Annotated in this window: 25 protein-coding genes; 14 read left to right on the top strand and 11 right to left on the bottom strand. The window is 52.1% G+C overall.

From position 1 onward, the window contains the following. Positions 1 to 99 precede the first annotated feature (99 nt). The 5 genes from ACTHUR_RS09120 to ACTHUR_RS09100 all read left to right on the top strand — a co-directional run bounded on the left by ACTHUR_RS09120 (position 100) and on the right by ACTHUR_RS09100 (position 7,280). Entirely contained in the window at positions 100 to 1,491 is a 1,392-nt protein-coding gene (locus ACTHUR_RS09120; protein ID WP_070695183.1) for an alanine/glycine:cation symporter family protein, read from the top strand. 83 nt (positions 1,492 to 1,574) lie between these two features. Then, on the top strand, positions 1,575 to 2,831 hold the full coding sequence (locus ACTHUR_RS09115) for a D-amino acid dehydrogenase (protein ID WP_049336835.1): 1,257 nt from the start codon (positions 1,575 to 1,577) through the stop codon (positions 2,829 to 2,831). 180 nt (positions 2,832 to 3,011) lie between these two features. Further along, positions 3,012 to 3,821, top strand: a complete 810-nt coding sequence (zupT, locus tag ACTHUR_RS09110; protein ID WP_002224778.1) for a zinc transporter ZupT — start codon at positions 3,012 to 3,014, stop codon at positions 3,819 to 3,821. A gap of 96 nt (positions 3,822 to 3,917) precedes the next feature. Next, on the top strand, positions 3,918 to 6,746 hold the full coding sequence (locus ACTHUR_RS09105; protein ID WP_070695184.1) for a valine--tRNA ligase: 2,829 nt from the start codon (positions 3,918 to 3,920) through the stop codon (positions 6,744 to 6,746). Between the two features lie 69 nt (positions 6,747 to 6,815). After that, positions 6,816 to 7,280: a hypothetical protein gene (locus ACTHUR_RS09100; protein ID WP_049336837.1), complete on the top strand. Its 465-nt coding sequence runs from the start codon at positions 6,816 to 6,818 to the stop codon at positions 7,278 to 7,280. 107 nt (positions 7,281 to 7,387) lie between these two features. Here the strand turns inward: ACTHUR_RS09100 and ACTHUR_RS09095 are convergent, their stop codons facing one another. Together ACTHUR_RS09095 and ACTHUR_RS09090 are read right to left on the bottom strand one after the other, a co-directional pair. After that, positions 7,388 to 8,329 (bottom strand): ABC transporter ATP-binding protein, encoded by a 942-nt coding sequence (locus ACTHUR_RS09095; protein WP_070695185.1) that lies wholly within the window; start codon positions 8,327 to 8,329, stop codon positions 7,388 to 7,390. Between the two features lie 15 nt (positions 8,330 to 8,344). After that, positions 8,345 to 9,235, bottom strand: a complete 891-nt coding sequence (locus ACTHUR_RS09090; RefSeq protein ID WP_049343715.1) for an NUDIX hydrolase — start codon at positions 9,233 to 9,235, stop codon at positions 8,345 to 8,347. Between the two features lie 120 nt (positions 9,236 to 9,355). Between ACTHUR_RS09090 and ACTHUR_RS09085 the strand changes: the two genes are divergently transcribed. The 6 genes from ACTHUR_RS09085 to ACTHUR_RS09060 all read left to right on the top strand — a co-directional run bounded on the left by ACTHUR_RS09085 (position 9,356) and on the right by ACTHUR_RS09060 (position 17,129). Further along, entirely contained in the window at positions 9,356 to 9,940 is a 585-nt protein-coding gene (locus tag ACTHUR_RS09085; protein ID WP_049336840.1) for a beta-class carbonic anhydrase, read from the top strand. A gap of 18 nt (positions 9,941 to 9,958) precedes the next feature. Further along, positions 9,959 to 10,564, top strand: a complete 606-nt coding sequence (gene nadD / locus ACTHUR_RS09080) for a nicotinate-nucleotide adenylyltransferase (protein ID WP_049343716.1) — start codon at positions 9,959 to 9,961, stop codon at positions 10,562 to 10,564. Between the two features lie 58 nt (positions 10,565 to 10,622). After that, positions 10,623 to 11,009: a ribosome silencing factor gene (gene rsfS / locus ACTHUR_RS09075; RefSeq protein WP_002246503.1), complete on the top strand. Its 387-nt coding sequence runs from the start codon at positions 10,623 to 10,625 to the stop codon at positions 11,007 to 11,009. A gap of 108 nt (positions 11,010 to 11,117) precedes the next feature. Next, on the top strand, positions 11,118 to 12,512 hold the full coding sequence (hrpA, locus tag ACTHUR_RS09070; protein ID WP_004520228.1) for an ATP-dependent RNA helicase HrpA: 1,395 nt from the start codon (positions 11,118 to 11,120) through the stop codon (positions 12,510 to 12,512). Between the two features lie 129 nt (positions 12,513 to 12,641). Beyond that, positions 12,642 to 14,219 carry a lipooligosaccharide phosphoethanolamine transferase gene (gene lpt3, locus ACTHUR_RS09065; protein WP_440361274.1) on the top strand — a complete coding sequence of 526 codons (1,578 nt, stop codon included), beginning with the start codon at positions 12,642 to 12,644 and terminating at the stop codon, positions 14,217 to 14,219. 66 nt (positions 14,220 to 14,285) lie between these two features. Further along, complete coding sequence (locus ACTHUR_RS09060) at positions 14,286 to 17,129, top strand: DUF3418 domain-containing protein (protein ID WP_440361273.1); 2,844 nt, start codon at positions 14,286 to 14,288, stop codon at positions 17,127 to 17,129. Positions 17,130 to 17,576: 447 nt separating this feature from the next. Here the strand turns inward: ACTHUR_RS09060 and ACTHUR_RS09055 are convergent, their stop codons facing one another. From ACTHUR_RS09055 to ACTHUR_RS09040, 4 genes are all read right to left on the bottom strand, one after another. Then, entirely contained in the window at positions 17,577 to 17,888 is a 312-nt protein-coding gene (locus ACTHUR_RS09055) for a hypothetical protein (RefSeq protein WP_070824046.1), read from the bottom strand. 377 nt (positions 17,889 to 18,265) lie between these two features. Then, positions 18,266 to 19,036 carry a ParA family protein gene (locus ACTHUR_RS09050; protein WP_003681348.1) on the bottom strand — a complete coding sequence of 257 codons (771 nt, stop codon included), beginning with the start codon at positions 19,034 to 19,036 and terminating at the stop codon, positions 18,266 to 18,268. Between the two features lie 67 nt (positions 19,037 to 19,103). Beyond that, positions 19,104 to 19,733 (bottom strand): 16S rRNA (guanine(527)-N(7))-methyltransferase RsmG, encoded by a 630-nt coding sequence (gene rsmG, locus ACTHUR_RS09045; RefSeq protein WP_036493627.1) that lies wholly within the window; start codon positions 19,731 to 19,733, stop codon positions 19,104 to 19,106. A gap of 82 nt (positions 19,734 to 19,815) precedes the next feature. Then, positions 19,816 to 20,310, bottom strand: coding sequence for a hypothetical protein (locus ACTHUR_RS09040; RefSeq protein WP_440361272.1), 495 nt, complete (start codon positions 20,308 to 20,310; stop codon positions 19,816 to 19,818). A gap of 434 nt (positions 20,311 to 20,744) precedes the next feature. Here ACTHUR_RS09040 and ACTHUR_RS09035 point away from each other — a divergent pair, with 434 nt between their 5' ends. The 3 genes from ACTHUR_RS09035 (at position 20,745) to ACTHUR_RS09025 (ending at position 23,578) form a co-directional block, all read left to right on the top strand. Next, positions 20,745 to 22,217 carry a malate:quinone oxidoreductase gene (locus ACTHUR_RS09035; RefSeq protein WP_070695188.1) on the top strand — a complete coding sequence of 491 codons (1,473 nt, stop codon included), beginning with the start codon at positions 20,745 to 20,747 and terminating at the stop codon, positions 22,215 to 22,217. A gap of 142 nt (positions 22,218 to 22,359) precedes the next feature. Next, positions 22,360 to 23,142, top strand: coding sequence for an indole-3-glycerol phosphate synthase TrpC (trpC, locus tag ACTHUR_RS09030; RefSeq protein ID WP_440361271.1), 783 nt, complete (start codon positions 22,360 to 22,362; stop codon positions 23,140 to 23,142). Between the two features lie 64 nt (positions 23,143 to 23,206). Further along, positions 23,207 to 23,578: a DUF488 domain-containing protein gene (locus tag ACTHUR_RS09025; RefSeq protein WP_440361270.1), complete on the top strand. Its 372-nt coding sequence runs from the start codon at positions 23,207 to 23,209 to the stop codon at positions 23,576 to 23,578. Positions 23,579 to 23,650: 72 nt separating this feature from the next. Here ACTHUR_RS09025 and ACTHUR_RS09020 read toward each other — a convergent pair whose 3' ends face one another. The 5 genes from ACTHUR_RS09020 to argG form a co-directional block, all read right to left on the bottom strand. Further along, the gene (locus tag ACTHUR_RS09020; protein ID WP_440361269.1) at positions 23,651 to 24,283 is read right to left on the bottom strand and encodes a DUF421 domain-containing protein; all 633 of its coding nucleotides are present in this window, start codon (positions 24,281 to 24,283) and stop codon (positions 23,651 to 23,653) included. 14 nt (positions 24,284 to 24,297) lie between these two features. Beyond that, complete coding sequence (locus ACTHUR_RS09015; protein ID WP_036493644.1) at positions 24,298 to 24,747, bottom strand: DUF3290 domain-containing protein; 450 nt, start codon at positions 24,745 to 24,747, stop codon at positions 24,298 to 24,300. Positions 24,748 to 24,867: 120 nt separating this feature from the next. Continuing rightward, complete coding sequence (locus tag ACTHUR_RS09010) at positions 24,868 to 25,083, bottom strand: hypothetical protein (RefSeq protein WP_070695190.1); 216 nt, start codon at positions 25,081 to 25,083, stop codon at positions 24,868 to 24,870. After that, positions 25,076 to 25,291, bottom strand: a complete 216-nt coding sequence (locus ACTHUR_RS09005) for a DUF4177 domain-containing protein (protein WP_036493650.1) — start codon at positions 25,289 to 25,291, stop codon at positions 25,076 to 25,078. The genes ACTHUR_RS09010 and ACTHUR_RS09005 overlap by 8 nt, the downstream gene beginning before the upstream one ends. Positions 25,292 to 25,334: 43 nt before the next feature. Further along, the gene (gene argG / locus ACTHUR_RS09000; RefSeq protein ID WP_440361268.1) at positions 25,335 to 26,678 is read right to left on the bottom strand and encodes an argininosuccinate synthase; all 1,344 of its coding nucleotides are present in this window, start codon (positions 26,676 to 26,678) and stop codon (positions 25,335 to 25,337) included. Positions 26,679 to 26,729 lie beyond the last annotated feature (51 nt).

Genomic DNA, 26,729 nt, shown 5'->3' with positions numbered 1-26,729 from the left:
AAAAAGAAAGATATTGTCTTATTGAATATTCTGTGCTGAAATTACATGACACTACAAAAAGTAGTGCATAAAAAAATAAAACAGACAAAGGAGAAAGCCATGCAATTGTTTTTAGACAATCTTAAAGCCTTTTTCGAAACCATCAGCGGCTGGGTCTGGGGACCTATTATGTTGATGCTGCTGGTTGGTACGGGCATTTTGCTGACCGTTTTGCTGAAAGGCTTGCAGTTCACCATGTTGGGTTATGCTCTGAAACAGGCGTTTGTGCCGTCAAAGAAGCATGAAAACGGCGAAGACCACGAAGGCGATATTTCCCATTTTGCGGCGTTGATGACCGCGCTGTCTGCCACCATCGGTACGGGTAACATTGCCGGTGTGGCGACTGCGGTGGTAACCGGCGGCCCGGGCGCGGTATTTTGGATGTGGATGACCGCCATTTTCGGTATGGCCACCAAATACGGCGAGGGCGTGTTGGCGGTGAAATACCGCGTCACCAATTCCAAAGGCGAAATGTCCGGCGGCCCGATGTATTACATCGAAAAAGGCTTGGGCAAAAACTGGAAATGGATGGCCGTCGCATTTGCGCTGTTCGGCACATTTGCTTCCTTCGGTATCGGCAGCTCGGTGCAGTCCAACTCGGTTGCGCAGGCAGTGCAAACCAGCTTCGGTGTCGAACCTGCCTACACAGGCGTGATATTGACCGTATTAACGGCCATTGTACTTTTGGGCGGCATTAAGGGCATCGCCAAAGCCGCGTCCTTTATCGTGCCTGCCATGGCAGTGTTTTATGTAGTAGGCGGTATTGCCATTATCGTGATTAATTCCGATGTATTGATGCCCGCCGTCAAACTGATTTTCTCCGATGCGTTTAGCGCGCAAGCCGTGGCAGGCGGCGCCATCGGTACGGTCATCCGCTACGGCGTGGCGCGCGGCGTGTTCTCCAACGAGGCAGGTATGGGTTCTGCGCCGATTGCCGCCGCCGCCGCGAAAACCGACCACCCCGTCCGCCAGGCTTTGGTTTCCATGACCGGTACTTTTTTGGATACCATCGTTGTCTGCTCGATTACCGGTATCGTGTTGGTCATGGGTCTGCTCGGCGCAGGTGGCGAGTTTGTCAAACCTGAATTGAGCGGCGCGGCGCTGACAACCGTCACTTTCCAAAAAATGCTGCCCGGTATCGGCGGCTGGATTGTCACCATCGGCCTGATTTTCTTTGCCTACTCAACCATTCTCGGCTGGTGTTATTACGGCGAGAAATGCGCGGTTTACGTCTTCGGCGAGAAGTTTGCCGGTTTGTACCGCGTTGGTTATGTTTCTTCAGTTATGCTGGGAACCGTGTTGAGCCTTGATTTGGTGTGGCTGGCTTCGGATACATTCAACGGCTTGATGGCATTGCCCAACCTGATTGCGCTTTTGTTGATGGCGAAAGTCATCGTCAATGAAACGCGTGACTTCAAACAAAAAATCAAAAACGGCGAATTGCCGCATTAATGTCCAAGGCCGTCTGAACCTGAACATTCAGACGGCCCGATGGATATTAAGTTTGTTTTGAAAAAAGTCAGAGGAGGAGAAAAATGAAAGTGCTTGTTTTAGGTGCTGGTGTTGCCGGCGTATCTTCCGCGTGGTATCTGGCAGAGGCAGGGCATGAAGTAACGGTCATCGACCGCGCCGAGGGCGTGGCGATGGAAACCAGTTTTGCCAATGCAGGCCAGCTTTCTTACGGCTATACCACGCCTTGGGCTGCACCCGGTATCCCGACCAAAGCACTGAAATGGCTGTTTAAAAGCCATCCGCCTTTGCTGTTTCGCCCTGACGGCAGCCTGTATCAAATCGAATGGCTGTGGCAAATGCTGCAAAACTGCACGTCAGCGCGCTATCAAATCAATAAAGAGCGCATGGTCAGGATTTCTGAATACAGCCGAGAAATGTTCCGCCGTTTTGAAGCGCAAACCGGCATGAATTTTGAAGGGCGCAAAAAAGGGACGTTGCAGATTTTCCGCCAAGCCAAAGAAGTTGAAGCGGCAGAACAAGACATTGCCGTTTTGGAACGCTACGGCGTGCCGTACCGCCGTCTGAAACCCGAAGAATGCGCAGAGTTTGAGCCTGCGCTGGCACGCGTTACCGCCAAAATTGCCGGTGGCCTGCACCTGCCCGCAGACGCGACCGGCGACTGCCACCTCTTCACTGAAAACCTATACAAATTGTGTCAGGAAAAGGGAGTACAGTTTCATTTCAACCGAACCATCCGCCGCATCGAACAGGGCGGCCAGCGCATCAGCGCAGTGGAAACCGAAACAGAACGGTTTGAAGCAGATGCCTTCGTCTGTGCGCTCGGCTGCTTCAGCAGGACGGTTTTGGCGCAGTTGGACCTCGATCTGCTCATTTACCCCGTCAAAGGCTATTCCTTGACCCTGCCTGTCACAAACTCAGACGGCGCGCCAGTGTCCACCGTTTTGGATGAAAGCTACAAAGTCGCCATCACGCGCTTTGACAACAGAATCCGCGTCGGCGGCATGGCGGAATTATCGGGCTACGAAATCAAACTGCCCGAAAAACGCCGCGAAACCCTGGCTTTGGTCGTCAACGATTTGTTCCCCGAAGGCGGCGACTTGAATCAGGCATTGTTCTGGAGCGGCCTCAGACCAATGACGCCCGACAGCACGCCGTTAATCGGGCGCACCCGCTTTGACAACCTGTTCCTAAATACAGGCCACGGCACTTTGGGCTGGACCATGTCGCTGGGTTCGGCAAAATTAACCGCCGATATCGTGAGCGGTAAAGACACCGAAATCCGCAGCGATGATTTGAGCCTGTCGCGCTATCAGGCTTAAGCTGGAAAGCGATAAGGTTTAGTGACATTTCAAACTTAAAGGCCGTCTGAAAATTATTTTTCAGACGGCCTTTTGTTTCAAAATCTGTGTACCTAATCAATAAAATAAATAATAACTATTATCATATGCATTAAAAAGTGTTAGTCTGAACCTGTCCCAGCTTTTAGCGCAGGTTTTCTCATGCCCGATTTTTCGATGTCCAATTTGGCCGTTGCCTTTTCCATCACGCTGGCCGCTGGTTTGTTTACCGTATTAGGCAGCGGCTTGGTGATGTTTTCCAAAACGCCCAATCCGCGCGTGTTGTCGTTTGGTTTGGCATTTGCCGGCGGTGCGATGGTATATGTTTCCCTGACGGAAATTTTCAGTAAATCCAGCGAGGCATTCGCTGAAATTTATGATAAAGACCACGCGTTTGCGGCGGCGACCATGGCATTTTTGGCTGGGATGGGCGGCATTGCGCTGATCGACCGCCTGGTGCCGAACCCGCATGAAACCTTAGATGCGCAAGACCCGTCGTTTCAAGAAAGTAAACGCCGCCATATCGCACGAGTCGGTATGATGGCGGCGTTTGCGATTACGGCGCACAATTTCCCCGAAGGTTTGGCGACGTTTTTTGCCACCTTGGAAAATCCGGCGGTCGGGATGCCTTTGGCCTTGGCGATTGCCATCCATAATATTCCGGAGGGCATTTCCATCGCCGCGCCGGTTTATTTTGCCACCCGCAGCCGTAAGAAAACGGTATGGGCGTGTCTGCTATCCGGCTTGGCCGAGCCTTTGGGGGCGGCTTTGGGCTATTTGGTTTTGCAGCCGTTTTTATCGCCTGCCGTGTTTGGTTCGGTGTTCGGCGTGATAGCCGGTGTGATGGTGTTTTTGGCGTTGGACGAGTTGTTGCCGGCCGCCAAACGCTATTCAGACGGCCATGAAACCGTTTACGGCCTGACAACGGGCATGGCAGTGATTGCCGTCAGCCTGGTATTGTTCCATTTTTAAAACCCGTATGCCAAAGGCCGTCTGAAATGATTCAGACGGCCTTTTTGCGTTATAATCCGCACATCAAAAATAACCTTAATTTCACAAAGTTCCATCATGTTAGACAAATACAATCCAGCCGAAATCGAATCCAAACATTATCAAAACTGGGAAAAGCAGGGCTATTTCCAGCCTGATATGGATTTGACCAAACCGTCTTTCTCCATCCAACTGCCGCCGCCCAATGTAACCGGCACGCTGCACATGGGCCATGCCTTCAACCAAACCATTATGGACGGCCTGACCCGCTATTACCGCATGAAAGGCTGCAACACCGCCTGGATTCCGGGCACCGACCACGCGGGCATCGCCACGCAAATCGTGGTCGAGCGTCAGCTTGCCGCACAAAACGTATCCCGTCATGACTTGGGCCGCGAAAAATTCTTGGAAAAAGTGTGGGAATGGAAAGAAGTTTCCGGCGGCACGATTACGCAGCAGATGCGCCGCGTGGGTTGCTCTGCCGACTGGACGCGCGAGTATTTCACGATGGACGACGTGCGCGCCGAAACCGTGACCGAAGTGTTCGTGCGCCTTTTTGAACAAGGCTTGATTTACCGCGGCAAACGCTTGGTGAACTGGGATCCAGTATTGGGTACCGCAGTGTCGGATTTGGAAGTGGAAAGCGTGGAAGAACAAGGCTCTATGTGGCACATCCGCTATCCGCTGGCCGACAATCCTGCCGAAGCCGTTATCGTGGCGACTACCCGTCCCGAAACGTTGCTGGGCGACGTGGCCGTTGCCGTCAACCCTGAAGACGAACGTTATACCCACTTAATCGGCAAGGAATTAATCCTGCCACTGACCGGCCGCACCATCCCCGTGATTGCTGACGAATACGTTGAAAAAGATTTTGGCACCGGCTGCGTGAAAATCACGCCTGCGCACGACTTCAACGACTATGAAGTCGGCAAACGCCACGACACGCGCCTGATTAATGTGTTCGACTTGGAAGCCAAAGTGCTGGCAAACGCCGAAGTGTTCAACTTCAAAGGCGAAGCGCAACAAGGCTTTGCCCTGCCTGAAAAATACGCAGGCTTGGACCGCTTTGCCGCGCGCAAACAAATGGTTGCCGATTTGCAAGAACAAGGCTTCTTGGTCGAAATCAAACCGCACACGCTGATGACGCCGAAAGGCGACCGTACCGGTTCAGTGATTGAGCCGATGCTGACCAGCCAATGGTTTGTCGCCATGTCCGCCACGCCAAACGGCGGCGAGCCTGACAGCGAATTCAAAGGCTTAAGCCTTGCCGACAAAGCCAAAAAAGCCGTCGACAGCGGCGCAGTGCGCTTTATCCCTGAAAACTGGGTCAACACCTACAACCAATGGATGAACAACATCCAAGACTGGTGTATCTCGCGCCAACTGTGGTGGGGCCATCAAATCCCTGCGTGGTATGACAACGAAGGCAATGTGTACGTTGCCCGCAATCAGGAAGAAGCCGAAAAACAAGCCGGCAAAACCGGTTTGATCCGCGAAGAAGACGTATTGGATACATGGTTCTCCTCCGCGCTCGTGCCGTTCTCCACATTGGGCTGGCCGTCTGAAACCGACGAACTCAAAGCCTTCCTGCCGTCCAACGTCTTGGTCACCGGCTACGAAATCATCTTCTTCTGGGTGGCGCGCATGATTATGATGACCACCCACTTCACCGGTAAAGTACCGTTTAAAGACGTGTACATCCACGGCATCGTGCGCGACCATGAAGGCAAAAAAATGTCCAAATCCGAAGGCAACGTCATCGACCCTGTGGATTTGATTGACGGCATCGACTTGGAAAAACTGCTGGTGAAACGTACCACCGGCCTGCGCAAACCCGAAACCGCGCCGAAAGTGGAAGAAGCAACCAAAAAACTCTTCCCCGAAGGCATTCCGAGCATGGGTGCGGACGCATTGCGCTTCACCATGGCGAGCTACGCCAGCCTCGGCCGCAGCGTCAACTTCGACTTCAAACGTGCCGAAGGCTACCGCAACTTCTGCAATAAATTGTGGAACGCCACCAACTTCGTGTTGATGAACACCGAAGACAAAGACTGCGGCCAAGACGAAATGCAGCCGTTGGCGTTTACCTTTGCCGACCAATGGATTATCGGCAAACTGCAACAAGCCGAAGCCGCCGTTGCCGAAGCCTTTGAAACCTACCGCTTCGACCTTGCCGCGCAAACGCTGTACGAATTTGTGTGGAACGAATATTGCGACTGGTACATCGAGCTGGCAAAAGTGCAAATCCAAACCGGCTGCCCGACAACCCAGCGCACCACACGCCGCACCCTCGTGCGCGTACTCGAAACCATCCTGCGCCTGCTGCACCCAATCATGCCGTTCATTACCGAAGAGCTGTGGCAGGTCGTTGCGCCTCTGGCGAATGCCAAAACCGCCGACAGCATTATGTTGGCCGCTTATCCCAAAGCCGACCCGGAAAAAATCGTGCAGGCTGCTTTTGACCAAATGGCGCAACTGCAAGACCTGATTGGCGCCGTGCGCAACCTGCGTGGCGAAATGGGCATTGCCCCGAACGTGAAAGCGCCGCTGTTTGTGGAAGGCAGTGTGCCTGAAGCGCTGCTGAAATACCTGCCCGCCCTCACGCGCCTGACCGAAGCCAAAACAGTGGACAGGCTGCCCGAAAGCGAAGACGCACCTAGCGCCGTCTGCAATTGCGCGCGCCTGATGCTGAAAGTCGAAATCGATAAAGCCGCCGAAACCGCCCGTTTGAGCAAAGAAGCCGAGAAGCTGCAAAAAGCCTTGGACAAACTCAATGCCAAACTCTCCAAACCCGGCTACACCGAAAAAGCCCCCGTGCATCTGGTGGAAAAAGACAAAGCCGATTTGGCGGAGTTGGAAGACAAAATGGCGAAAGTTCAAACTCAGTTGGCGAAGTTGAAAGACTGATTTTGATTGAATAGACAAGGCCGTCTGAAAAATGTTTTTTCAGACGGCCTCTTTAAAAAAAGGAAATAGATGAAACTCTTTATTCTGCCGGTGCTTTTATCCGCAACAACTGCTCTGGCTTCTCCAATTGTCGGTACATGGCATTGCGTTGGCTCTGATGAAAACATTCAGAGTGATACAAAAGTCGAATATCTTCAGGACGACAGTTTCCGTGGCGACGCTAAGCTCAAAGTGGACGATGACGGCAATGTTTTGGCATACCATGTTGTTGGTGGGGGTAAATGGCGTTTTGCGAACAATGCCTTAACTCAAAGCCAAATCAAGTACAGTGAAGTTTCACGACTCCACAGCCCTGAAACATTGGCATGGTTGGAAGAATCAGAAGACGGCCAATTCTTGGAAAGTATGATATACACCGGATTGGTCGCGCAGATGGACAAGCCCGGTGAAGACGAGGTTTATCAACTGGATAAAACAGGCAAATTGGTGTTTGAAGACGGGACTGCCCGTGAGGTATGTACGAAAGTGAAGTAAAAAGCGACCATAGGTCAGATAGGTTTGTTTGATTGATGGCTAGATAACAAAGGCTGTCTGAAACTTAATTTTCAGACGGCCTTTTTCTTTTTCTTAATCCATCAAATTCAATCAAACCAAACGATCTGACTTTCATCCACGCTGATGCGGATTTCCTGTCCGGTTTGCGGTTTGTCCGTATCGTGGTCAGCGTGGGGATACCAAATCAAATCGCCGTATTGCGGATGGGCGAGGGTGAGGCGTGTGCCTTCGGCGAGGGGAACGGCTTCGCTGATGCGGACGGCCGTGCCGTCTGGGTCGAATCGAATGGCGTGTTGGGGAATGTAGCGTGTGTCGCCGGTGTTGGCCAAACCGAGCAGTAGGGCGGCTTGGGCGTTGACGGGGCGGTGGATAAGGGTTTCCGGCGTGCCGTGTTGGAGGATGCGGCCTTCGTGCATGATGGCGATGGTGTCGGCCATGGTGCAGGCTTCCTCGGCGGAGTGGGTCACGAGGATGGCGGGGATGTTTTGACTGCGGATGCGTTCGGCGGTCAGGGTGCGCAGGTGGCGGCGCAGGTGGGTGTCGAGGCTGGAGAAGGCTTCGTCCAAGAGCAACAGCGACGGGCGCGTGATGAGGGCGCGTGCGAGGGCGAGGCGTTGCTGTTCGCCGCCGGAGAGGCTTTCGGGTTTGCGTTGCGCTTCGTGTTCCAAACCGATGTCGCGCAAGGCCTGCATGGATTGTTCTTCGATTTCGGCTTTGGGCAGGCGGCGCATTTTGAGGCCGAAACCGACGTTGTCGAGGGCGGTTAAATGCGGCAAAAGGGCGTAGTCTTGAAACATCAGCGAGATATTGCGCTTTTCAGACGGCATGTCGGTGATGTTGTCGCCGTTGAGCCAGACTTCGCCGCTGTCGGGACGCACCAGGCCGACGATGGTTTTGAGCAGGGTGGATTTGCCGCAGCCGGAGCGGCCGAGTACGGCGAGGATTTCGCCTGCTTCGACGTTTAGATTAATGTCTTGGGCAACGGTTTTGCTGCCGAAGCGTTTGTTGATGTTTTTGAGTTGTAACATGGTTTCAGACGGCCTTTAAAAATGGGGTCGGCAACGGATGCTGTCGAGCCATGCGGACAGCAGATGTTTGGGGTCGATCAGGCCGTATCGACGGCAGGCTTCGATTGTGACCAACTGGGCATCGTGCATCATGTGTCCGCCCAACATGGCATCAAGCAGGGTGGGGATGTCCATCAGTTCAAAACCGGCGACTTCGCCGTCTTGGTTGGCGGGTTGGAAGCCTTCGGGCAGGACGATGTCGAAGATATACAGGATTTCGTTGTGGACACCGCGGTTAACGGGGCGCAAACTATATATTTGGGCAGTCGGTCGGATATGAGGTGTTAATGAAGCGGGAATGCCTGCTTCTTCTTCGCCCTCGCGGCAGACGGCTTCAGACGGCCTCTCGCCGCTGCTGATGCCGCCGCCGGTCAGATTGTCGAGTTTGTTTGGATCGACGGCTTTGTGCGGACTGCGGCGGCCTATCCAAAAGCGCAAACCGTCTTCTGTTTCGACCAATCCGTTCAAATGCACTGCCTGACTCATCAGGCCGAACGGACGGAAGGCTGCGCGTTCGAGTGCGCATAAAGGCTTGCCCGACTGGTCGCAGATGTCGAACTTTTCACCGCGCCAACCTTTGAGCCAACCGCACTCGCGCCATTGTTGCGCCAGCGTTTGTAAACTGTCGCCCATCTGAGCCCAGCTGTCTGTTTCCAAATTCAGGCCGTCTGAAAGGGTTGACTGCCTGCCTGTCCAATCTTGCCCGAGGCGTTCGCGCCATAATGGGTTCAGACGGCCTAAAGGCAGGCCGTTGAGATACAGAATGCACCAATCGTCGGATGCGCCATAGCTGGTTTGCGCCCAATCCCACAATGCGTCGTGGACATCGGACGCGAATACCTGTTCAAAACGGAAAGACTGAGACATGGCGCATCCTCCAAAAGAACTAAAGATACGTCGATTTTAGCCGTTTATGGCGAATTTGCAAAACAACCGCACTACCCGAAAACCGCTATAATAGAGTAAACCATCCGAAACGAGCACATCATGAGCGAATTGAGCGAAATCCTCGCCTATAACCAACATTTCGTCGAAACGGGCGAATACGAAAAATACTTTACCAACAAATACCCCGGCCGCGAGCTGGCCATCCTCTCCTGCATGGACGCGCGCATTATCGAATTGCTGCCCAACGCGTTGGGTTTGAAAAACGGCGATGCCAAGCTCATCAAAAACGCCGGCGCGCTGGTGACCCACCCTTGGGGTTCGGTGATGCGCAGTTTGTTGGTGGCCGTATTTGAACTTAAAGTCAAAGAAATCATGGTCATTGCCCACCACGATTGCGGTATGCGCGGATTGCACGCCGAAGAGTTCCTCCAACGCGTACACGACAGCAATATCCCCGACGACCGCATCGAAACCCTGCGCAATGCCGGTATCGATTTGGACGGCTGGCTGACCGGTTTTGACGATGTCGAAGACAGCGTGCGCCATACCGTCGAGCTGATTCGCAAACATCCGCTGATGCCCGACAACATCGCCATCCATGGCCTAGTCATTCACCCGACCACAGGCAAGCTCAACCTGATTGTTGACGGCAGTCTGCCTGCTTCAGACGGCCAAAACATCTAACGCAGACATCACCACGAAATGAAAAACATCGGATTATTCGGCGGCACGTTTGACCCCATTCACAACGGCCACCTCCACATCGCCCGCGCCTTCGCCGACGAAATCGGTTTGGATCTCGTCGTCTTCCTGCCGGCAGGCGACCCGTACCACAAAGACAGCACGCGCACGCCGGCACAAGAGCGCCTCAATATGGTTGAACTCGCCATCGCCGACGAGCCGAAATTCGCCGCCAGCGACTGTGATATCGTCCGCGACGGCGCAACTTATACGTTTGACACCGTCCAAATCTTCCGCCAGCAGTTTCCCAGCGCGCAACTGTGGTGGCTGATGGGCAGCGACAGCCTGATGCAGCTGCACACATGGAAAAAATGGCAAACCCTCGTGCGCCAGACCCATATCGCCATCGCCATGCGACAAGGCGACAACCTCAACAAAACCCCGCGCGAATTGCACGCATGGCTCGGCGAAGCACTGCAAAACGGCAGCGTCCGCATCCTCAACGCGCCGCTGCACAACACCAGCTCCACCCAAATCCGTGCCAATCTTGCCAAAACGCACCATTCAGACGGCCTGCCGCAACCGGTCGCCCAATACATCCGCCAACACAAACTCTATGAAAAATAGCGTTTATTCAGGCAGATAAGCTATAATGCCGTCTGAAAACATTTCAATTAGGAAAATAATGAACGAACAAGAATTGCAAGACCTGCAAAAAATGGTCGAAGTGGCCGTAAACGCCCTCGAAGACATCAAAGCCAAAGACATCTCTGTTTTGGAAACCCAAGACAAAACCTCCCTGTTCGCCCGCATGATTATTGCCAGCGGCGACAGCACACGCCAAGTCAAAGCACTGGCAAACAACGTTGCCGTCGATTTGAAAGAAGCCGGTTTCGAAATCCTCAGCACCGAAGGCGACAGCGGCGAATGGACGCTTGTCGACGCAGGCGACCTCGTTGTCCACGTCATGCTCCCTGCCGTGCGCGACTTCTACGACATCGACACCTTGTGGGGCGGAGAAAAACCGAGTTTCCACGCCGGTATGCAAAAACCTTGGCACGCCGCCGACTAAAACGGTTTATCCATACAAAGGCCGTCTGAAACTTGAAAGCAAGCAAGTTTCAGACGGCCTTTTGCTATAATTCCATTCTTTTCACATTATTTAATTTATTGCACCATCATGCCGCAACCCGATTTCGCCCAAACCCTCTCCAAAGACCGCCATTTTCTGCGATCTGCCTTTAAGAACCCCAATAAATACGGCGGCCTGGCCAAGGTTGAGGAAAAATACAAAAAATCGCACGACCTCTATCTGCAACGCCTGTCCAAACTGCCCAAGCCCGAATTCGACAACACGCTGCCCGTTCACGAAAAGCTCGACGAAATCAAAAAAGCCATTGCCGAAAATCAGGTAACGATTATTTGCGGCGAAACCGGTTCGGGCAAAACCACGCAGTTGCCCAAGATTTGTTTGGAACTCGGGCGTGGGGCGGCAGGATTGATCGGGCATACCCAGCCGCGCCGTTTGGCTGCGCGTTCCGTAGCAGAGCGGATTGCCGAAGAGCTGAAATCCGAAATCGGCAACGCGGTCGGCTATAAAGTGCGCTTTACCGACCACACCTCGCGCGATGCCTGCGTCAAGTTGATGACCGACGGCATCCTGCTGGCAGAAACCCAGACCGACCATTATCTCGCCGCATACGACACGATTATCATCGACGAAGCGCACGAACGCAGCCTGAACATCGACTTCCTCTTGGGCTATTTGAAACAGCTGCTGCCGCGCCGCCCTGATTTGAAAGTCATCATCACCTCGGCAACGATAGATGCAGAACGCTTCTCCCAACACTTCAACGGTGCCCCTGTTTTAGAAGTGAGCGGACGGACGTATCCCGTCGAAATCCTCTACCGACCGCTGACCAGCAAAGACGAAGACGACGCAGAAGTCGAGCTGACCGACGCAATTGTCGATGCAGCCGACGAATTGGTACGCTATGGCGAAGGCGATATTTTGGTGTTCCTGCCGGGCGAGCGCGAAATCCGCGAAGCCGCCGAAGCCCTGCGCAAATCCACGCTGCGCCGCAACGACGAAATCCTGCCCCTATTCGCACGCCTGTCGCACGCCGAGCAGCACAAAATCTTCCACCCATCAGGCGCAAAACGCCGCATCGTGCTGGCAACCAACGTCGCCGAAACCTCGCTCACCGTACCGGGCATTAAATACGTCATCGACACCGGCCTCGCGCGCGTCAAACGCTATTCCGCACGGGCGAAAGTGGAGCAGCTTCATGTCGAAAAAATCTCCCAAGCTGCCGCCTGCCAACGCTCCGGTCGCTGCGGACGCGTCTCCGCAGGCGTGTGTATCCGACTGTTTTCAGAAGAAGATTTCAACAGCCGCCCCGAATTTACCGCCCCCGAAATCGTCCGCAGCAACCTAGCCGCCGTCATCCTACGCATGGCATCGCTGAACTTGGGCGACGTAGCAGCATTCCCATTTTTAGAAATGCCCGATTCGCGGTATATCAATGACGGTTTTCAGGTATTACTGGAGTTGGGTGCGGTGGAGGCCATCTGAAAAGTAAAAGAAAATGGTAGATTATGTTTCATTTTCAGACGGCCTAAATCATTGAGAAACTAAAAACTATTGAAAAGGGAATATTGGGTTTTAAAACTCAATCGGTAAATTTTTTATTGTGAAATATTAATGATGAAAAAATCTTTCCTCACGCTTGTTCTGTATTCGTCTTTACTTACTGCCAGCGAAATTGCCTATCGCTTTGTATTCGGAATTGAAACTCTGCCGGCGGCAAAAATTGCAGAAACGTTTGCGCTGACATTTGTGATTGCTGCGCTGTATCTGTTTGCGCGTTATAAGGCTTCACGGTTGCTGATTGCGTTGTTTTTTGCGCTCAGCATCATTGCCAACAATGTGCATTACGCGGTTTATCAAAGTTGGATAACGGGCATTAATTATTGGCTGATGCTGAAAGAGGTTACCGAAGTTGGCAGCGCGGGCGCGTCGATGTTGGATAAGTTGTGGCTGCCTGTGTTGTGGGGCGTGTTGGAAGTCGTGCTGTTTTGCAGCCTTGCCAAGTTCCGCTGTAAGACGCATTTTGCTGCCGATATTTTGTTTATTGCGGCGATGTTGCTGATTTTTGGACGTTCATTCAGTACGACGCAGGAACACGGTATTTCGCCCAAACCAACATACAGCCGCATCAAAGCCAATTATTTCAGCTTTGGCTATTTTATCGGACGCGTGTTGCCGTATCAGTTGTTTGATTTAAGCAAGATTCCTGTGTTCAAACAGTCTGCGCCAAGCAAAATCGGGCAGGGCAGTGTTCAAAATATCGTCCTGATTATGGGCGAAAGTGAAAGCGCGACGCATTTGAAACTGTTTGGTTACGGACGCGAAACTTCGCCATTTTTGACCCAGCTGTCGCAAGCCGAATTTAAGCCGATTGTGAAACAAAGCTATTCCGCCGCTTTGATGACGGCTGTGTCCCTGCCCAGCTTTTTTAATGCGATACCGCATGCCAACGGCTACGAGCAAATCAGCAGCGGCGATACCAATATGTTCCGCCTCGCTAAAGAGCAGGGCTATGAAACGTATTTTTACAGCGCGCAGGCGGAAAACGAGATGGCGATTTTGAACTTAATCGGTAAGAAATGGATAGACCATCTGATTCAGCCGACGCAGCTTGGCTACGGCAACGGCGACAATATGCCCGATGAGAAACTGCTGCCGCTGTTTGACAAAATCAATTTGCAGCAGGGCAAGCATTTTATCGTGTTGCACCAACGCGGTTCGCACGTCCCATACGGTGCATTGTTGCAGCCTCAAGATAAAGTATTCGGCGAGGCCAATATTGTGGACAAGTACGACAACACCATCCATAAAACCGACCAAATGATTCAAACCGTATTCGAGCAGCTGCAAAAGCAGCCTGACGGCAACTGGCTGTTTGCCTATACCTCCGATCATGGTCAGTATGTACGCCAAGATACCTACAATCAAGGCACGGTACAGCCCGACAGCTATCTTGTGCCGCTGGTGTTGTACAGCCCGGATAAGGCCGTGCAACAGGCTGCCAACCAAGCTTTTACACCTTGCGAGATTGCCTTCCATCAGCAGCTTTCAACGTTTTTGATTCACACACTGGGCTACGATATGCCGGTTTCAGGTTGTAGTGAAGGCTCGGTAACGGGCAACCTGATTACAGGCGATGCAGGCAGCTTGAACATTCGCGATGGCAAGGCGGAATATGTTTATCCACAATAAGCGGCGTGAAAACCAATAAAGACAAATTTAGATGATGTCGGGGATAGATGCCCGATTGACAAGACTATGCAAAATATGAAAAACCAAGTACGCGGATCAGGCATTGATGCCCGATTCAACCCAGCCAATATTTCAGACGGCCTGCAAAACAGTTCAGGCCATATCGGTGCCAACACGCGCTACCGTCTGACCAAGCTCGGCGAACAAATGGCGCGCCTGCCCATCGACCCGAAAATCGCGCGTATTTTACTGGCGGCGAAGAAACACGACTGCATGGCGGAAATATTGGTGATCGCGTCCGCACTGTCGATTCAAGACCCGCGCGAGCGGCCGTTGGAAGCGCGCGATGCCGCGGCCAAGGCGCATGAACGCTTTACCGATAAGCAATCTGACTTTCTTGCCTATCTGAATATTTGGGACAGCTTCCAGCGCGAGCGCGACAAAGGTTTGTCCAACAAGCAGCTGGTGCAATGGTGCCGTCAATATTTCCTGTCGCATCTGCGGATGCGCGAATGGCGCGAGCTGCACCACCAGCTTGCTCAAACCGCGATTGAAATGGGTTTGACCACCAAAGAAGCCGCGTTTAGACAACCTCCTTCCCAAGAACAATTAAGGCCGTCTGAAAGCCAAGGCGACCAAGATTTGGCGGCAAAGCTCAAACAAAAACAACTGGATAAGAAACAACACCGCGCCCAAATCCGCGCCGCTAAAGAAGCCGGATACGAACAAATCCACCGCGCCCTGCTGACCGGCCTTATCGCCAACGTCGGCATGAAATCACCCGACGGCAACGACTATACTGGCGCGCGCGGCAGCCGTTTCCACCTTTTCCCGGCATCAGCCTTGTTCAAAGCCAAACCTAAATGGGTGATGGCGGCAGAATTGGTTGAAACCACGCGCCTTTACGCGCGCGACGTCGCCGTTATCCAGCCCGAATGGATAGAGCAGGAAGCGCCGCACCTCGTCCGCTATCATTATTTCGAGCCGCACTGGGAGCAAAAACGCGGCGAAGTCATCGCCAGTGAACGCGTGACGCTTTACGGCCTGACCGTATTGCCGCGCCGCCCCGTGTCTTACGGCAAAGTTGCGCCCAAAGAAGCGCGCGAAATCTTTATCCGCGGCGCATTGGTGGCGCAGGAAAGCAATCTTCAGACGGCCTTTTTTGCCCACAATAAAAAGCTGATTAAAGAAATTACCGAACTCGAACACAAATCGCGCAAACAAGACGTATTGGTCGACGACGAAGCCCTGTTTGCGTTTTATAACGAACGCCTGCCCGAGCTGGTGTGGAAAGACGCGAAAGGCGGCATTTGGGGAAGTGAAGAGGGCGGACAAAACCTGTCAGATAAAAATGCCGAACAAAACGGATCAGACAACAAGACCAATCAGCATGCCGCAAAAGGCAAAGGCCGTCTGAAACCTTTGCCCCTTGCCGATATCCGCACCTTTGAAGCCTGGCTCAAAACCGCCGAACGCGACAATCCGCGCCTGCTGTTTCTCAGCCGCGACGATTTGATGCAACACGCCGCCGCGCACATTACCGAAGAACAGTTCCCCAAATTCTGGCAAACCGCAGACGGCAAGTTCAAACTTTCCTACCGCTTTGAGCCGCACCATCCGCTCGACGGCGTGACCATGACCGTGCCGCTGACCGTCCTCAACCGCCTGCACGCGCCGTCGCTCGAATGGCTGGTGCCCGGTATGTTGCGCGAAAAAATCCAGCTGCTGATTAAAGCCCTGCCGAAGCAAATCCGCCGCATTTGCGTGCCCGTACCCGATTTCATCACCAAATTTCTCGAAAGCAATCCCGACCGCCAAGCGGCCATCATTCCCCAGTTGGCGCACTTTATCGCCAAAAGCGCCGGCGATATGCGGATTCTCGAGCAAATCGACCAAGACGCATGGGTGGCGCAAGAATTGCCCGAACACTGCTATCTGAATCTGCGCATTATCGACGACGGCGGACAAGAGCTTGCCGGCGGCCGCAAACTGCATGAATTGCAACAACAACTCGGCCAAGCCGCCGCCGTTACCTTCCGCGACAACACCCAAGAATTCGAGCGCGACAACGTTACCGCATGGGACATCGGCACCCTGCCCGAATCCATCAAATTTGCCCGTGGCAAACAACAGCTCACCGGCTATCTCGGCCTGCAAAAAGAAAAAGACGGCCGCATCGCCCTGCGCCTGTTTGACACCACCGAAGCCGCCGAACAGGCACACCGTCAAGGCGTAATCGAATTGATGAAGCTGCAATTAAAAGAACAAGTTAAAGACCTGAACAAAGGCATCCAAGGCTTTACCCAAGCCGCCATGCTGCTCAAACACATCAATGCCGACACCCTGCGCGACGACCTCACCCAAGCCGTCTGTGACCGCGCCTTTATCGGCGAAGACGAGCTGCCACGCAACGAAAAAGCCTTTAAAGAGCAAATCAAACGCGCCCGCAGCCGCCTGCCTGCCGTCAAAGAAGCCCTCAGCCGCTACTTGCAGGAAACCGCAGCCGCCTATGCCGAACTCAACGGCAAACTCGGCAAGCATCCATTGACCCACCTCCTAAGACTACGCCTGCAAACCCTGCTCGCCGCCGGCTTCGCCACCCGCACCCCGTGGGCACAATGGCCGCGCCTCCCCATCTACCTAAAAGCCATGACCCTGCGTCTCGAAAAATACAGTAGCAACCCCGCCCGCGACGCAGCCCGCGAAGCCGATATTCAAGAGCTGGAACAAATGTGGCAAGAAAAAACCGACAGTTTGGTGAAACAAGGACTACCCGTTTCAGACGGCCTTGCAGGGTTTAAATGGATGATTGAAGAATTGAGAGTGTCGCTGTTTGCACAGGAATTGAAGACACCGTATCCGGTGTCGGTGAAGAGGTTGTTGAAGGAGTGGGGAAAATTCGGTATGTAAATTTCTATATTAGGATTGTTTTTGTAAAACTTGTTCATTGTGCAACAAAAAGCCGTTTGGCTTATAACCAAACGGCTTGCAAATTGTAATGTATTAAAAATACCTCAACACAATTACTTTGAAATATAGATTTTAAAAGGCTTTCCTTTAGCACGAATTACCTTACCATTGGGCAATTTACGAGTCCAACGTAAGATAAAAGTGCCTCGATCGTCTGTATACATATATACACTTTCTATCCGAGGATGTTGCCCAACGCTTAACGGATAGTAGACAATCGCAGACGTTATGGTTAAAATCTAAGAACTTTTAGTCAGAAAGTTAGCAGTTTATAACCTAGTTGCTGTTGTAATGAGCGGCTGGGAATGCTGCATTGTATTCAATGCGTCAACATTGAATACCTACCTGCCGACCTTAATTACGTCAATAATTAAGGTCGGCTTTATTTTATCCATGAGGTTTATTTCGATATTGCTCTAATGCTTTAGCTAAACGTTCGCTATCCATATAAGAAAGTGAGTTAATATCGACTTTCACTAAAAGAGCCCTATTAGCCGGTTCATCAGATACTTCAAAACCAGCTTGCCTTAAAATTAACATAGAAGTTTCAAGCATTTTTTTTGTTGCACGTTTGTAACCTAACTCCTCTTTTAACAGATCGTAAGGTACGTAATATCGACCAACATGCTCACTACCAAATTCACTAACAAGGCGTAAATAAGCCTCTTTTAGTGAATTAATAAGGTTATTTAAGTTCATATCAGCCACCAGTTAAAATTTATTTTCCTTGATTATATGTTAGTAGAGATTTTTTGTCAACGTATTATCTTAAATAACTTTATTTAAGGGTAAATTAATAATTTTTTAGGTATGAATTATGCTGTAAAAGAAATATTTAATTTATTAAAATCAATTAATTATATTAAAATAAGCAAGCCGTAGCCTCCATGCAACCGCGTGCGTGCCTTTGGGCACACACCCTACCTATGAATTACAAAGAGTTTAAAATTTATGTGTAGGGTGTGTGCGGTACGCACGCACGCGGTCTTTTTTAAAAATGTTCTTTCCAATCAAACCAAAGGCCGTCTGAAAGTATTTCCCAACTTTCAGACGGCCTTTTATATTCATATTTCTGTTTATTTTTCCAACCGTGCAATCAGTTCATCGGCCAAGTCGAGATAAGCCTGCGTGCCTTTGGCGTGGGCATCGTAGGCGAGGGCGGGGAGGCCGTGGCTGGGGGCTTCGGCGAGGCGGATGTTGCGGGGGATGACGGTGTCGAAGAGCAGGTTGCCGAAGTGTTGTTTGAGCTGTTCGCTGACTTCGACGACGAGGCGGCTGCGGCTGTCGTACATGGTGCGGACGATGCCGGTTACGTCGAGGTCGGGGTTGATGGCTTGGCGGATTTTGCGGACGGTGGCCACTAAATCGGAAATGCCTTCGAGGGCGTAGTATTCGCAAAGCATGGGGACGATGACGCCGTTGGCGGCGACTAAGCCGTTGAGGGTGAGCAGGGTCAGGGACGGGGGGCAGTCGATGAGGACGTAGTCGTAGTTGTCGGCAACGAGCTGCAGGGCGTTTTTGAGGCGGATTTCGCGTGCGATTTCTTGGACGAGTTCGACTTCTGCGCCGGCCAGTGTGCGGTTGGCGCCCAATACGTCGTAGCCGCCTTCTTTGCTGCGGACGACGGCGTTGGGGATGTCGGTTTCTCCGAGGACAACTTGGTAAACGCCGTTTTCGATGGTGGCTTTGTTGATGCCGCTGCCTGTGGTGGCGTTGCCTTGGGGGTCGAGGTCGACGACGAGGACGCGGCGGCCTTTGGAGGCCAGGGAGGCGGCTAGGTTGACGGTGGTGGTGGTTTTGCCGACTCCGCCTTTTTGGTTGGCGACGGCGAGGATTTGTGCGCTCATGTGCTTTGCTGTCGTGTTAAGTGTGGATGGCTGGATTGTACCGTTATTCGGTATGCTTGGGTTGTTTTCAGACGGCCTTTTTGCGGATGATGACGATATGGCGTTCGGCATTGAGTTGGGGGACGTGCAATGCTTCGACTTTTTCGACGGCGACGCTTTCGGGGAGTTTGTCGATTTCTTCTTGCGGATATACGCCTTTCATGGCTGCCCAGTAGCCGCCGTCTTTGAGGAGGTGTTCGGTCCAGTTGACGAAGTCGGCGAGTTCGGCAAAGGCGCGGCTGGTGATGACGTCGGCGCGGCAGTCGGCGGCGGCTTCTACGCGGCCGCTGATGACGCGGACGTTTTTAAGGCCGAGTTCGATGACGGCTTGTTGCAGAAAGGCGGTTTTTTTGGTGTTGGCATCGAGGAGGGTAATGTCGAGGTCGGGGCGGCAGATGGCAGTGGGTATGCCGGGCTGTCCGCCGCCGGAGCCGACGTCAAGCATGGTTTGCGCGTGTTCGATATAGGGCAGGAGGGTCAGGCTGTCGAGCAGGTGATGACTGACGGTTTGGGCGGGATCGCGCAGGGCGGTCAGGTTGTAGGTTTTGTTCCACTTTTGCAGCAGGGCGGCATAGTCTAGCAGTTTGGCTTGTTTGGCTTCGTCGATGTCCAAACCCAGTGCCTGTATGCCGTCGCGGAGCTGTTGCGCCTGATTCATTTGTTATTCCTTATTGGTTAAAACGCGTTGGATGTAATGGTAACGGAAAGCATACCGTCTGAAAATGTTTGCGCCTGTTGAATCAACGTTTCATCTTGTGAAAGACGATGGGCTGCTCCGGCGCGCGCGTGAGCTGTTTGGGCAGGGTCAGCATGGCGATGATCCATACGGAGAGGGTGTAGTAGAACACGCCTTGCCCACGCATGCCTGCCAATGCGGCATTGCCTAAGATGGCTTCAAAAATCAAGCCTGCCACCGCTGAGGCACACGCTGCGACACCGGCAAGGAAGATGGCGTAACGCGAATGCCGGCGCATCATTTTTTTATACGCCAGCTTGGTCAGTCCGCCGGCAATCGGCAAGTTGAGGAAGGCAAACATGCCGCAGACAAACCATGCGACGGAATCCTGCCAGCCGCTTTGCCATGCCCATGTGCCGTTTTTGACTGTGACCAGCAGTCCTTGGCTGTCTGAAAAGGCGATTTGCACGATATTGTGCAATATCATCGCCAGCGGCAGGGTGAGGAACATCAGTGCGACCAATAGGGGGCGGTAGGGTTTTTCTTGTGTCAGATACATGGCGGCTTGCCTTGTTGTGGGATAAGTCGAAATGATAGCAGATTGGCGGTTGATTCACGTTTGTTAGCGCTGAAATTGCTGACAAAAACGGTCAATTAAAAAAGAAATGAAAAATTCTTTTTTCTTGGCAAACGTTGGCGGATAAAGGTTAAGAAAACGTTTTCAGACGACCTAATCTCTTATTTTTATATGAACCGAACAGAAAATCTTTGCATTTCTCCGTAAAATCTACTAAATTCTCAATAACATATTATAAAGACCTGAAATCTGGAACCCAAACCGAAACTGCCTTCCGCCATTTACGCTCGGAAACTCAGCAGGCAACAAAAGTTTCACACACAACAAAAATACAAAATAATTCCTATGAAATCAGTTGTTTATAATGATAGATAACCACAAGGCAAACCATGCCTGACTTTAGTAGGAGTAAAACCATGGCTGAAGCAACCGATGTCGTATTAGTAGGCGGCGGCATTATGAGCGCTACTTTGGGCGTATTGCTCAAAGAACTCGAACCATCTTGGGAAATCACCCTGATCGAACGCTTGGAAGATGTAGCGTTGGAATCATCAAATGCATGGAACAATGCCGGTACGGGACACTCTGCGCTGTGTGAATTGAACTATGCGCCCCTGACTGCCGATGGCACGATTGATCCGACCCGCGCCCTCAATATTGCCGAACAATTCCATATCAGCCGCCAATTTTGGGCGACTTTGGTCGAAGAAGGCAAACTGACCGACCGCACTTTCATCAATTCCGTCCCCCATATGTCGCTGGTGATGAACGCCGACCATTGCAGTTATCTGCAAAAACGTTTCGACGTGTTCAAAAACCAAAAACTCTTTGAAAAAATGGAGTTTTCTACCGACCGCGCCAAAATTGCCGAATGGGCGCCGCTGGTTATCAACGGCCGTGATGAAAACCAATCCATCGCCGCCAACTACTCCGCCGAAGGCACGGACGTCGATTTCGGCAGCCTGACCCGCCAGATGGTCAAATACTTGAGCGACAAAGGCGTAAAAATCAAATTCAACCGCCATGTCGACGACCTCAACCGCGAATCGGACGGCGCATGGGTGCTGAAAACCAGCAGCACCAAAGACGATGACGACCCGTTGACACTCCGCACCCGTTTCGTCTTCCTCGGCGCAGGCGGCGGCGCACTGACCCTGCTGCAAAAATCCGGTATCCCCGAAGGCAAAGGCTACGGCGGCTTTCCGGTTTCCGGCCTCTTCTTCCGCAACAGCAATCCCGAAACGGCCGCGCAACACAACGCCAAAGTGTACGGCCAAGCCTCCGTCGGCGCGCCCCCAATGTCCGTTCCGCACTTGGATACCCGCAACGTGGACGGCCAACGCCATTTGATGTTCGGCCCGTATGCAGGCTTCCGCCCCAACTTCCTCAAACAAGGCTCGCTCATGGATTTGCCGATGTCCATCCACATGGACAACCTCTACCCCATGCTCCGCGCCGGTTGGGACAATATGCCGCTGACCAAATACCTCTTGGGCGAATTGCGCAAAACCAAAGAAGAACGCTTCGCCTCGCTGCTCGACTACTATCCCGAAGCCAATCCTGACGATTGGGAACTGATTACCGCCGGTCAGCGTGTGCAGATCATCAAAAAAGACCCGAAAAAAGGCGGCGTACTCCAATTCGGTACCGAAATCGTCGCCCATGCCGACGGCTCGCTGGCCGCATTGCTGGGCGCGTCTCCCGGTGCATCGACAGCAGTTCCGCTGATGATCAGACTTGTTCACCAATGCTTCCCCGATCATGCCGAATCATGGTCAGGCCGTCTGAAAGAATTGGTGCCCGGTTACGGCATCAAGCTGAACGACAATCCGTCTTTGGCGGACGAAATCATCAGCCACAACGCGACCGTTTTGGGCATTCATCACTAAATTGAAGCAAGCACAAAGGCGGGCATTCTTGCCCGCCTTTTTTCAAACCATTAAAATAACGGCATTCAGGCCGTCTGAAACCTAATCGGCAACGGCATGTTGCACGATTTAAACCCGAAAATCAGCTCAGTAGAAAAACGCCATGACCGATATTCTCAACAAAATCCTTGCCACCAAAGCAGAAGAAGTGGCCGCCCAAAAAGCCGCCGTTTCCTTGGAAGACATCAAAGCCCAAGCGCAGGCTGCTGCGCCGGTTCGCAGCTTTATCGGCTCGATCCGTGCAAAACACGCACAAAACCTGCCCGCCATTATTGCCGAAGTCAAAAAAGCCAGCCCGAGCAAAGGCCTGATCCGCCCTGATTTTCATCCTGCCGAAATCGCCGTTGCCTATGAAAAAGCGGGTGCGGCCTGTTTGTCCGTGTTGACGGACGAACCTTATTTCCAAGGCTCGCCGGAGTATTTGAAACAGGCGCGTGCGGCCGTGGCGCTGCCGGTCTTGCGTAAAGACTTTATCATCGACGAATACCAAATTTATCAGGCGCGCGCGTGGGGTGCGGATGCGGTTCTTCTGATTGCCGCCGCATTGGAAGCCGAGCAACTTGAGCGTTTTGAAGCCGTCGCCCACGAATTGGGCATGACCGTATTGTTGGAATTGCACGATGCGTCCGAGCTGGAAAAATGCCGCAACATGACCACAGCGCTGTGGGGCGTCAACAACCGCAACCTGCGTACGTTTGAAGTGACCCTGCAACAAACCCTCGACCTCTTGCCTGAGTTGAGCGGCAAAACCGTTGTAACCGAAAGCGGCATCCGCAACAAAGAAGACGTCGATTTCATGCGCGGCCACGGCGTGCATACTTTCCTGATCGGCGAAACCTTTATGCGTGCCGACGATATCGAAGCCGAAGTCAAAAAACTGTTTTAAATCCTAAAAAACATCAGGCCGTCTGAATTTTCAGACGGCCTGAATCGATTTGAAGGCAGACATAATGTTTACCGTACAACGCATTTACGCCTATCAACCCGATTCTAAACAAACCGCCGTCTTTATCGACCGCCTCTATCCGCGCGGCGTCCGCAAAGAGGTTTTTGCCACTGCGCTTTGGCTGAAAGACATTACGCCCAGTGCAAACCTGCGCCGCTGGTATCACGAAAATCCGGCTCAAAATTTTGACGGTTTTGTCAGCCGTTATCACGAAGAGTTGCACAATGAAACTGCACAAGCCGCCATCAAGCGGCTGCTGGATTTGGAAAAACAGCACGGCAATATTTTATTGCTGACCGCCGTCAAAGACCCTCGACATTCCCACGTCTCCGCACTGGCTCAATTTTTGGGTGCAAGGTTTGAATATCGCGATTAAAAAATCAGTGTTTGGGCTGAATACAAAAAGGCCGTCTGAAATCAAGGTTTCAGACGGCCTGCTATTTTCAAATCAAGAAGGATAACGGTGTGCCACCAATTTTCCGTCTATGTATTCGCCGATATAGACTTGCGAGGCTTCAAGGTGGAGGCGGTCGAGTTCCTGTTGCAGCCATTCTTCATCACGCTTAATGATTTCGAGGATGTCGGGGTCAACTTGGCCGTCTGTAATCAGTGGATAGCGCAGGCTTTCGTCGCCGTACTTAATGACGGCGAGCTGGCCGTTTTGTTCCATCACGGCACGTTTGACGGCAGAGATTTCGTAGATGCCGGCGGCGCGGAGTTTGAACATGAGGTCGTGCGCGCTGATGCCGTTTTTCATGCATTCATCGGTTTGGATTTCGCCGTTGACGATAACCCAGACGGATTTGCCGTCAATGATGGATTTGACCCAGCGGTTGTGGTTTTTGATGAATTTCAGGCTCAAGACCAACAGCGTCCACAAAATCAGCACGAGGAAAAATTGCAACAGGCCGACGCTGTCGCTGTAAATCACGCCACCGATGATGCCGCCGAGTACATAGTTTTGCACTTGGTCCATGGCGGAGGTCGGCGCGAGGTTGCCTTTGCCTAAGAGGTTGATTTGCAAAATCAAACCTAAAAAACCCATCAGCAGTTTGAGGGCGAGCAGGGAGTATGCTTCCATGTGTGTGTATCCTGTTATTCTTTATCGATGAGTTCGATATTGTTGTTGACCAAATTGATGGGCGTCAGCGTGTAGGCGGAGAAGTCTTGATTGAAATGGACTTCGTAGTATTGGTTTTTAATGCCGATAATCATGCCGTTGAACAGGCGCGTGCTGTTGACGATGATGTCTTGTTTTTCAACTTTTTGGTTTTCAATCAAAGCATTGAGAAAACCCACCATGCGCGAAGTGTCGGCGGCAAAGTTTTGACGCTCGCTGTACGAAAGATATTGCGTGCCGCAGATGAGGATGAGCAACAGCAGCGCAATAATGCTCAGGTCGCGGTATTTGGTGTCCATGCGGTGGCGCAGGTATTGCGATACGGCGAGCAGGAGGATGACGAGGGCGGCGAAAATCAGGATGTATTTCAAGTAGTCGTTGAAATACATATGATTTTCAAGATAAAAGTGAGAAAAGAATTTCATGGTATTTGATAAATTTGGGAAGGGTAATAAGGCCGTCTGAAACTTAAATTTCAGACGGCCTTGTCTATTAAACAAGGATGTTGCGTTAAGTTTTCAAAATAGGGTGTTTTTAAAGCGGTATCAGTTGATAAATCCGTCGTCTTTCATTTTCTTTTCGGCAAAATACTGGCCGATGACCAGTAAGCTGGCCAGAATGATAATGAAAAGACCGGCCATGGTCAGGGAGATTTTGAAAAACAAATCGGCGTCGATAAAGGCAAACCACAGTTGCAAAATCAAGAGCAACACCCAGCCGACGAACAATCCGAGACAGGCATAGACGCCGAGCTTAAACACGTTCTTTTTCCAAAATGACGACGTAGGCTTCACGCACGAAAAACAGCAGCATGCGGCGCTGGTCTTTTTCCATGGTAACGACCTTCCAGCCTTGCGAAGCGTGGCTGTTGAGGAAATCGCTGAATTTGACCGGATTGATTTTGGCGCTGCCGAAAATCAAGCTGGAAAGCAGGTTCTCTTGATAAATGACGGCTTTATATTCTTTCATTTTATTCCTTTAAAATAAGGGGGCCTTAAGACCCCCTATGATTCTACTCTTTATTGTTCAACTGCGGCAATACGGAACCTTCGCCCAAGGACAACAAACCGCTTTGCGAGTAAATACCCAGTTTGGCGCGGGTGTCGGTGATGTCGAGGTTGCGCATGGTCAGTTGGCCGATGCGGTCGAGCGGGGTGAATGCGGCGTCTTCAACTTTTTCCATGCTCAGGCGTTCGGGTTGGTAGGTCAGGTTGGGCGATTCGGTGTTCAGAATCGAATAGTCGTTGCCGCGGCGCAGTTCGAGGGTAACTTCGCCGGTAATGGCTTTGGCAACCCAGCGTTGTGCGGTTTCGCGCAACATGAGGGCTTGGCTGTCAAACCAGCGGCCTTGGTAGAGCAGTCGGCCGAGACGCAGGCCGTTGATGCGGTATTGTTCGATGGTGTCTTCGTTGTGGATACCGGTCACCAAACGCTCGTAGGCGATGTGGAATAATGCCATGCCCGGGGCTTCGTAGATGCCGCGCGATTTGGCTTCGATGATGCGGTTTTCGATTTGGTCGCTCATGCCCAAACCGTGGCGTCCGCCGATGCGGTTGGCTTCGAGGAAGAGTTCGACGGGGTCGGCGTATTCTTTGCCGTTTAATGCAACCGGCACGCCTTCTTCAAAGCGCACGCTGACTTCTTCGGGTTTGACTTCGACGCTTTCGTCCCAGAAGGCAACGCCCATGATGGGCTTAACGATCTTGATGCCGCTGTTGAGGAATTCCAAATCTTTGGCTTCATGCGTTGCGCCGAGCATATTGGAGTCGGTGGAATAGGCTTTTTCAACCGACATTTTGTAGTTGAAGCCGTTGGCAATCAGAAATTCGCTCATTTCGTGACGGCCGCCGAGTTCGTCGATAAATTGTTGATCGAGCCAAGGTTTGTAGATTTTCAACGCGGGATTGGTCAAGAGGCCGTAGCGGTAGAAACGCTCGATGTCGTTGCCTTTGTAGGTGCTGCCGTCGCCCCAGATATTCACGTCGTCTTCTTTCATGGCGGAAACGAGCATGGTGCCGGTCACGGCGCGGCCCAGAGGTGTGGTGTTGAAGTAGGCGATGCCGCCGGTGGAAACGTGGAACGCGCCGCATTGGATGGCGGCGATGCCTTCGTGTGCCAACTGCGCGCGGCAGTCGATTAAGCGGGCGTTTTCTGCGCCGTATTCCATCGCTTTTTTAGGAATGGCGTTGTAATCGTCTTCGTCGGGCTGACCGAGGTTTGCGGTGTAGGCGTAAGGCAGCGCGCCTTTGAGTTTCATCCACAACAGCGCGGCAGAGGTATCAAGGCCGCCGGAGAAGGCGATGCCGACTTTTTGACCGACGGGGAGATTTTGTAAAATGGTATGGTTTTGGCTCATGGGAATTTCTCCAGACTTGAAAAGTTGAAACCATTATCTTATAAATGGAAT

This window comes from Neisseria sp. P0021.S007, from assembly GCF_051956855.1.
Note: the sequence above shows the minus strand (reverse complement) of the source record. Positions and strands in the feature narration are given on the sequence as shown.

Excerpts from the sequence above, each read along its gene's own strand:
- ACTHUR_RS09060 (WP_440361273.1), top strand. The coding sequence starts at position 14,286 with ATGCAAAATATGAAAAACCAAGTACGCGGATCAGGCATTGATGCCCGA.
- rsfS (WP_002246503.1), top strand. The coding sequence starts at position 10,623 with ATGAACGAACAAGAATTGCAAGACCTGCAAAAAATGGTCGAAGTGGCC.
- ACTHUR_RS09015 (WP_036493644.1), bottom strand. The coding sequence starts at position 24,747 with ATGAAATTCTTTTCTCACTTTTATCTTGAAAATCATATGTATTTCAAC.
- zupT (WP_002224778.1), top strand. The coding sequence starts at position 3,012 with ATGCCCGATTTTTCGATGTCCAATTTGGCCGTTGCCTTTTCCATCACG.
- ACTHUR_RS09020 (WP_440361269.1), bottom strand. The coding sequence starts at position 24,283 with ATGGAAGCATACTCCCTGCTCGCCCTCAAACTGCTGATGGGTTTTTTA.
- ACTHUR_RS09040 (WP_440361272.1), bottom strand. The coding sequence starts at position 20,310 with ATGTATCTGACACAAGAAAAACCCTACCGCCCCCTATTGGTCGCACTG.
- trpC (WP_440361271.1), top strand. The coding sequence starts at position 22,360 with ATGACCGATATTCTCAACAAAATCCTTGCCACCAAAGCAGAAGAAGTG.
- ACTHUR_RS09085 (WP_049336840.1), top strand. The coding sequence starts at position 9,356 with ATGAGCGAATTGAGCGAAATCCTCGCCTATAACCAACATTTCGTCGAA.
- ACTHUR_RS09105 (WP_070695184.1), top strand. The coding sequence starts at position 3,918 with ATGTTAGACAAATACAATCCAGCCGAAATCGAATCCAAACATTATCAA.
- nadD (WP_049343716.1), top strand. The coding sequence starts at position 9,959 with ATGAAAAACATCGGATTATTCGGCGGCACGTTTGACCCCATTCACAAC.
- ACTHUR_RS09025 (WP_440361270.1), top strand. The coding sequence starts at position 23,207 with ATGTTTACCGTACAACGCATTTACGCCTATCAACCCGATTCTAAACAA.
- ACTHUR_RS09005 (WP_036493650.1), bottom strand. The coding sequence starts at position 25,291 with ATGAAAGAATATAAAGCCGTCATTTATCAAGAGAACCTGCTTTCCAGC.
- argG (WP_440361268.1), bottom strand. The coding sequence starts at position 26,678 with ATGAGCCAAAACCATACCATTTTACAAAATCTCCCCGTCGGTCAAAAA.
- ACTHUR_RS09050 (WP_003681348.1), bottom strand. The coding sequence starts at position 19,036 with ATGAGCGCACAAATCCTCGCCGTCGCCAACCAAAAAGGCGGAGTCGGC.
- ACTHUR_RS09035 (WP_070695188.1), top strand. The coding sequence starts at position 20,745 with ATGGCTGAAGCAACCGATGTCGTATTAGTAGGCGGCGGCATTATGAGC.
- ACTHUR_RS09115 (WP_049336835.1), top strand. The coding sequence starts at position 1,575 with ATGAAAGTGCTTGTTTTAGGTGCTGGTGTTGCCGGCGTATCTTCCGCG.
- ACTHUR_RS09100 (WP_049336837.1), top strand. The coding sequence starts at position 6,816 with ATGAAACTCTTTATTCTGCCGGTGCTTTTATCCGCAACAACTGCTCTG.
- lpt3 (WP_440361274.1), top strand. The coding sequence starts at position 12,642 with ATGATGAAAAAATCTTTCCTCACGCTTGTTCTGTATTCGTCTTTACTT.
- ACTHUR_RS09055 (WP_070824046.1), bottom strand. The coding sequence starts at position 17,888 with ATGAACTTAAATAACCTTATTAATTCACTAAAAGAGGCTTATTTACGC.
- ACTHUR_RS09120 (WP_070695183.1), top strand. The coding sequence starts at position 100 with ATGCAATTGTTTTTAGACAATCTTAAAGCCTTTTTCGAAACCATCAGC.
- ACTHUR_RS09090 (WP_049343715.1), bottom strand. The coding sequence starts at position 9,235 with ATGTCTCAGTCTTTCCGTTTTGAACAGGTATTCGCGTCCGATGTCCAC.
- hrpA (WP_004520228.1), top strand. The coding sequence starts at position 11,118 with ATGCCGCAACCCGATTTCGCCCAAACCCTCTCCAAAGACCGCCATTTT.
- rsmG (WP_036493627.1), bottom strand. The coding sequence starts at position 19,733 with ATGAATCAGGCGCAACAGCTCCGCGACGGCATACAGGCACTGGGTTTG.
- ACTHUR_RS09095 (WP_070695185.1), bottom strand. The coding sequence starts at position 8,329 with ATGTTACAACTCAAAAACATCAACAAACGCTTCGGCAGCAAAACCGTT.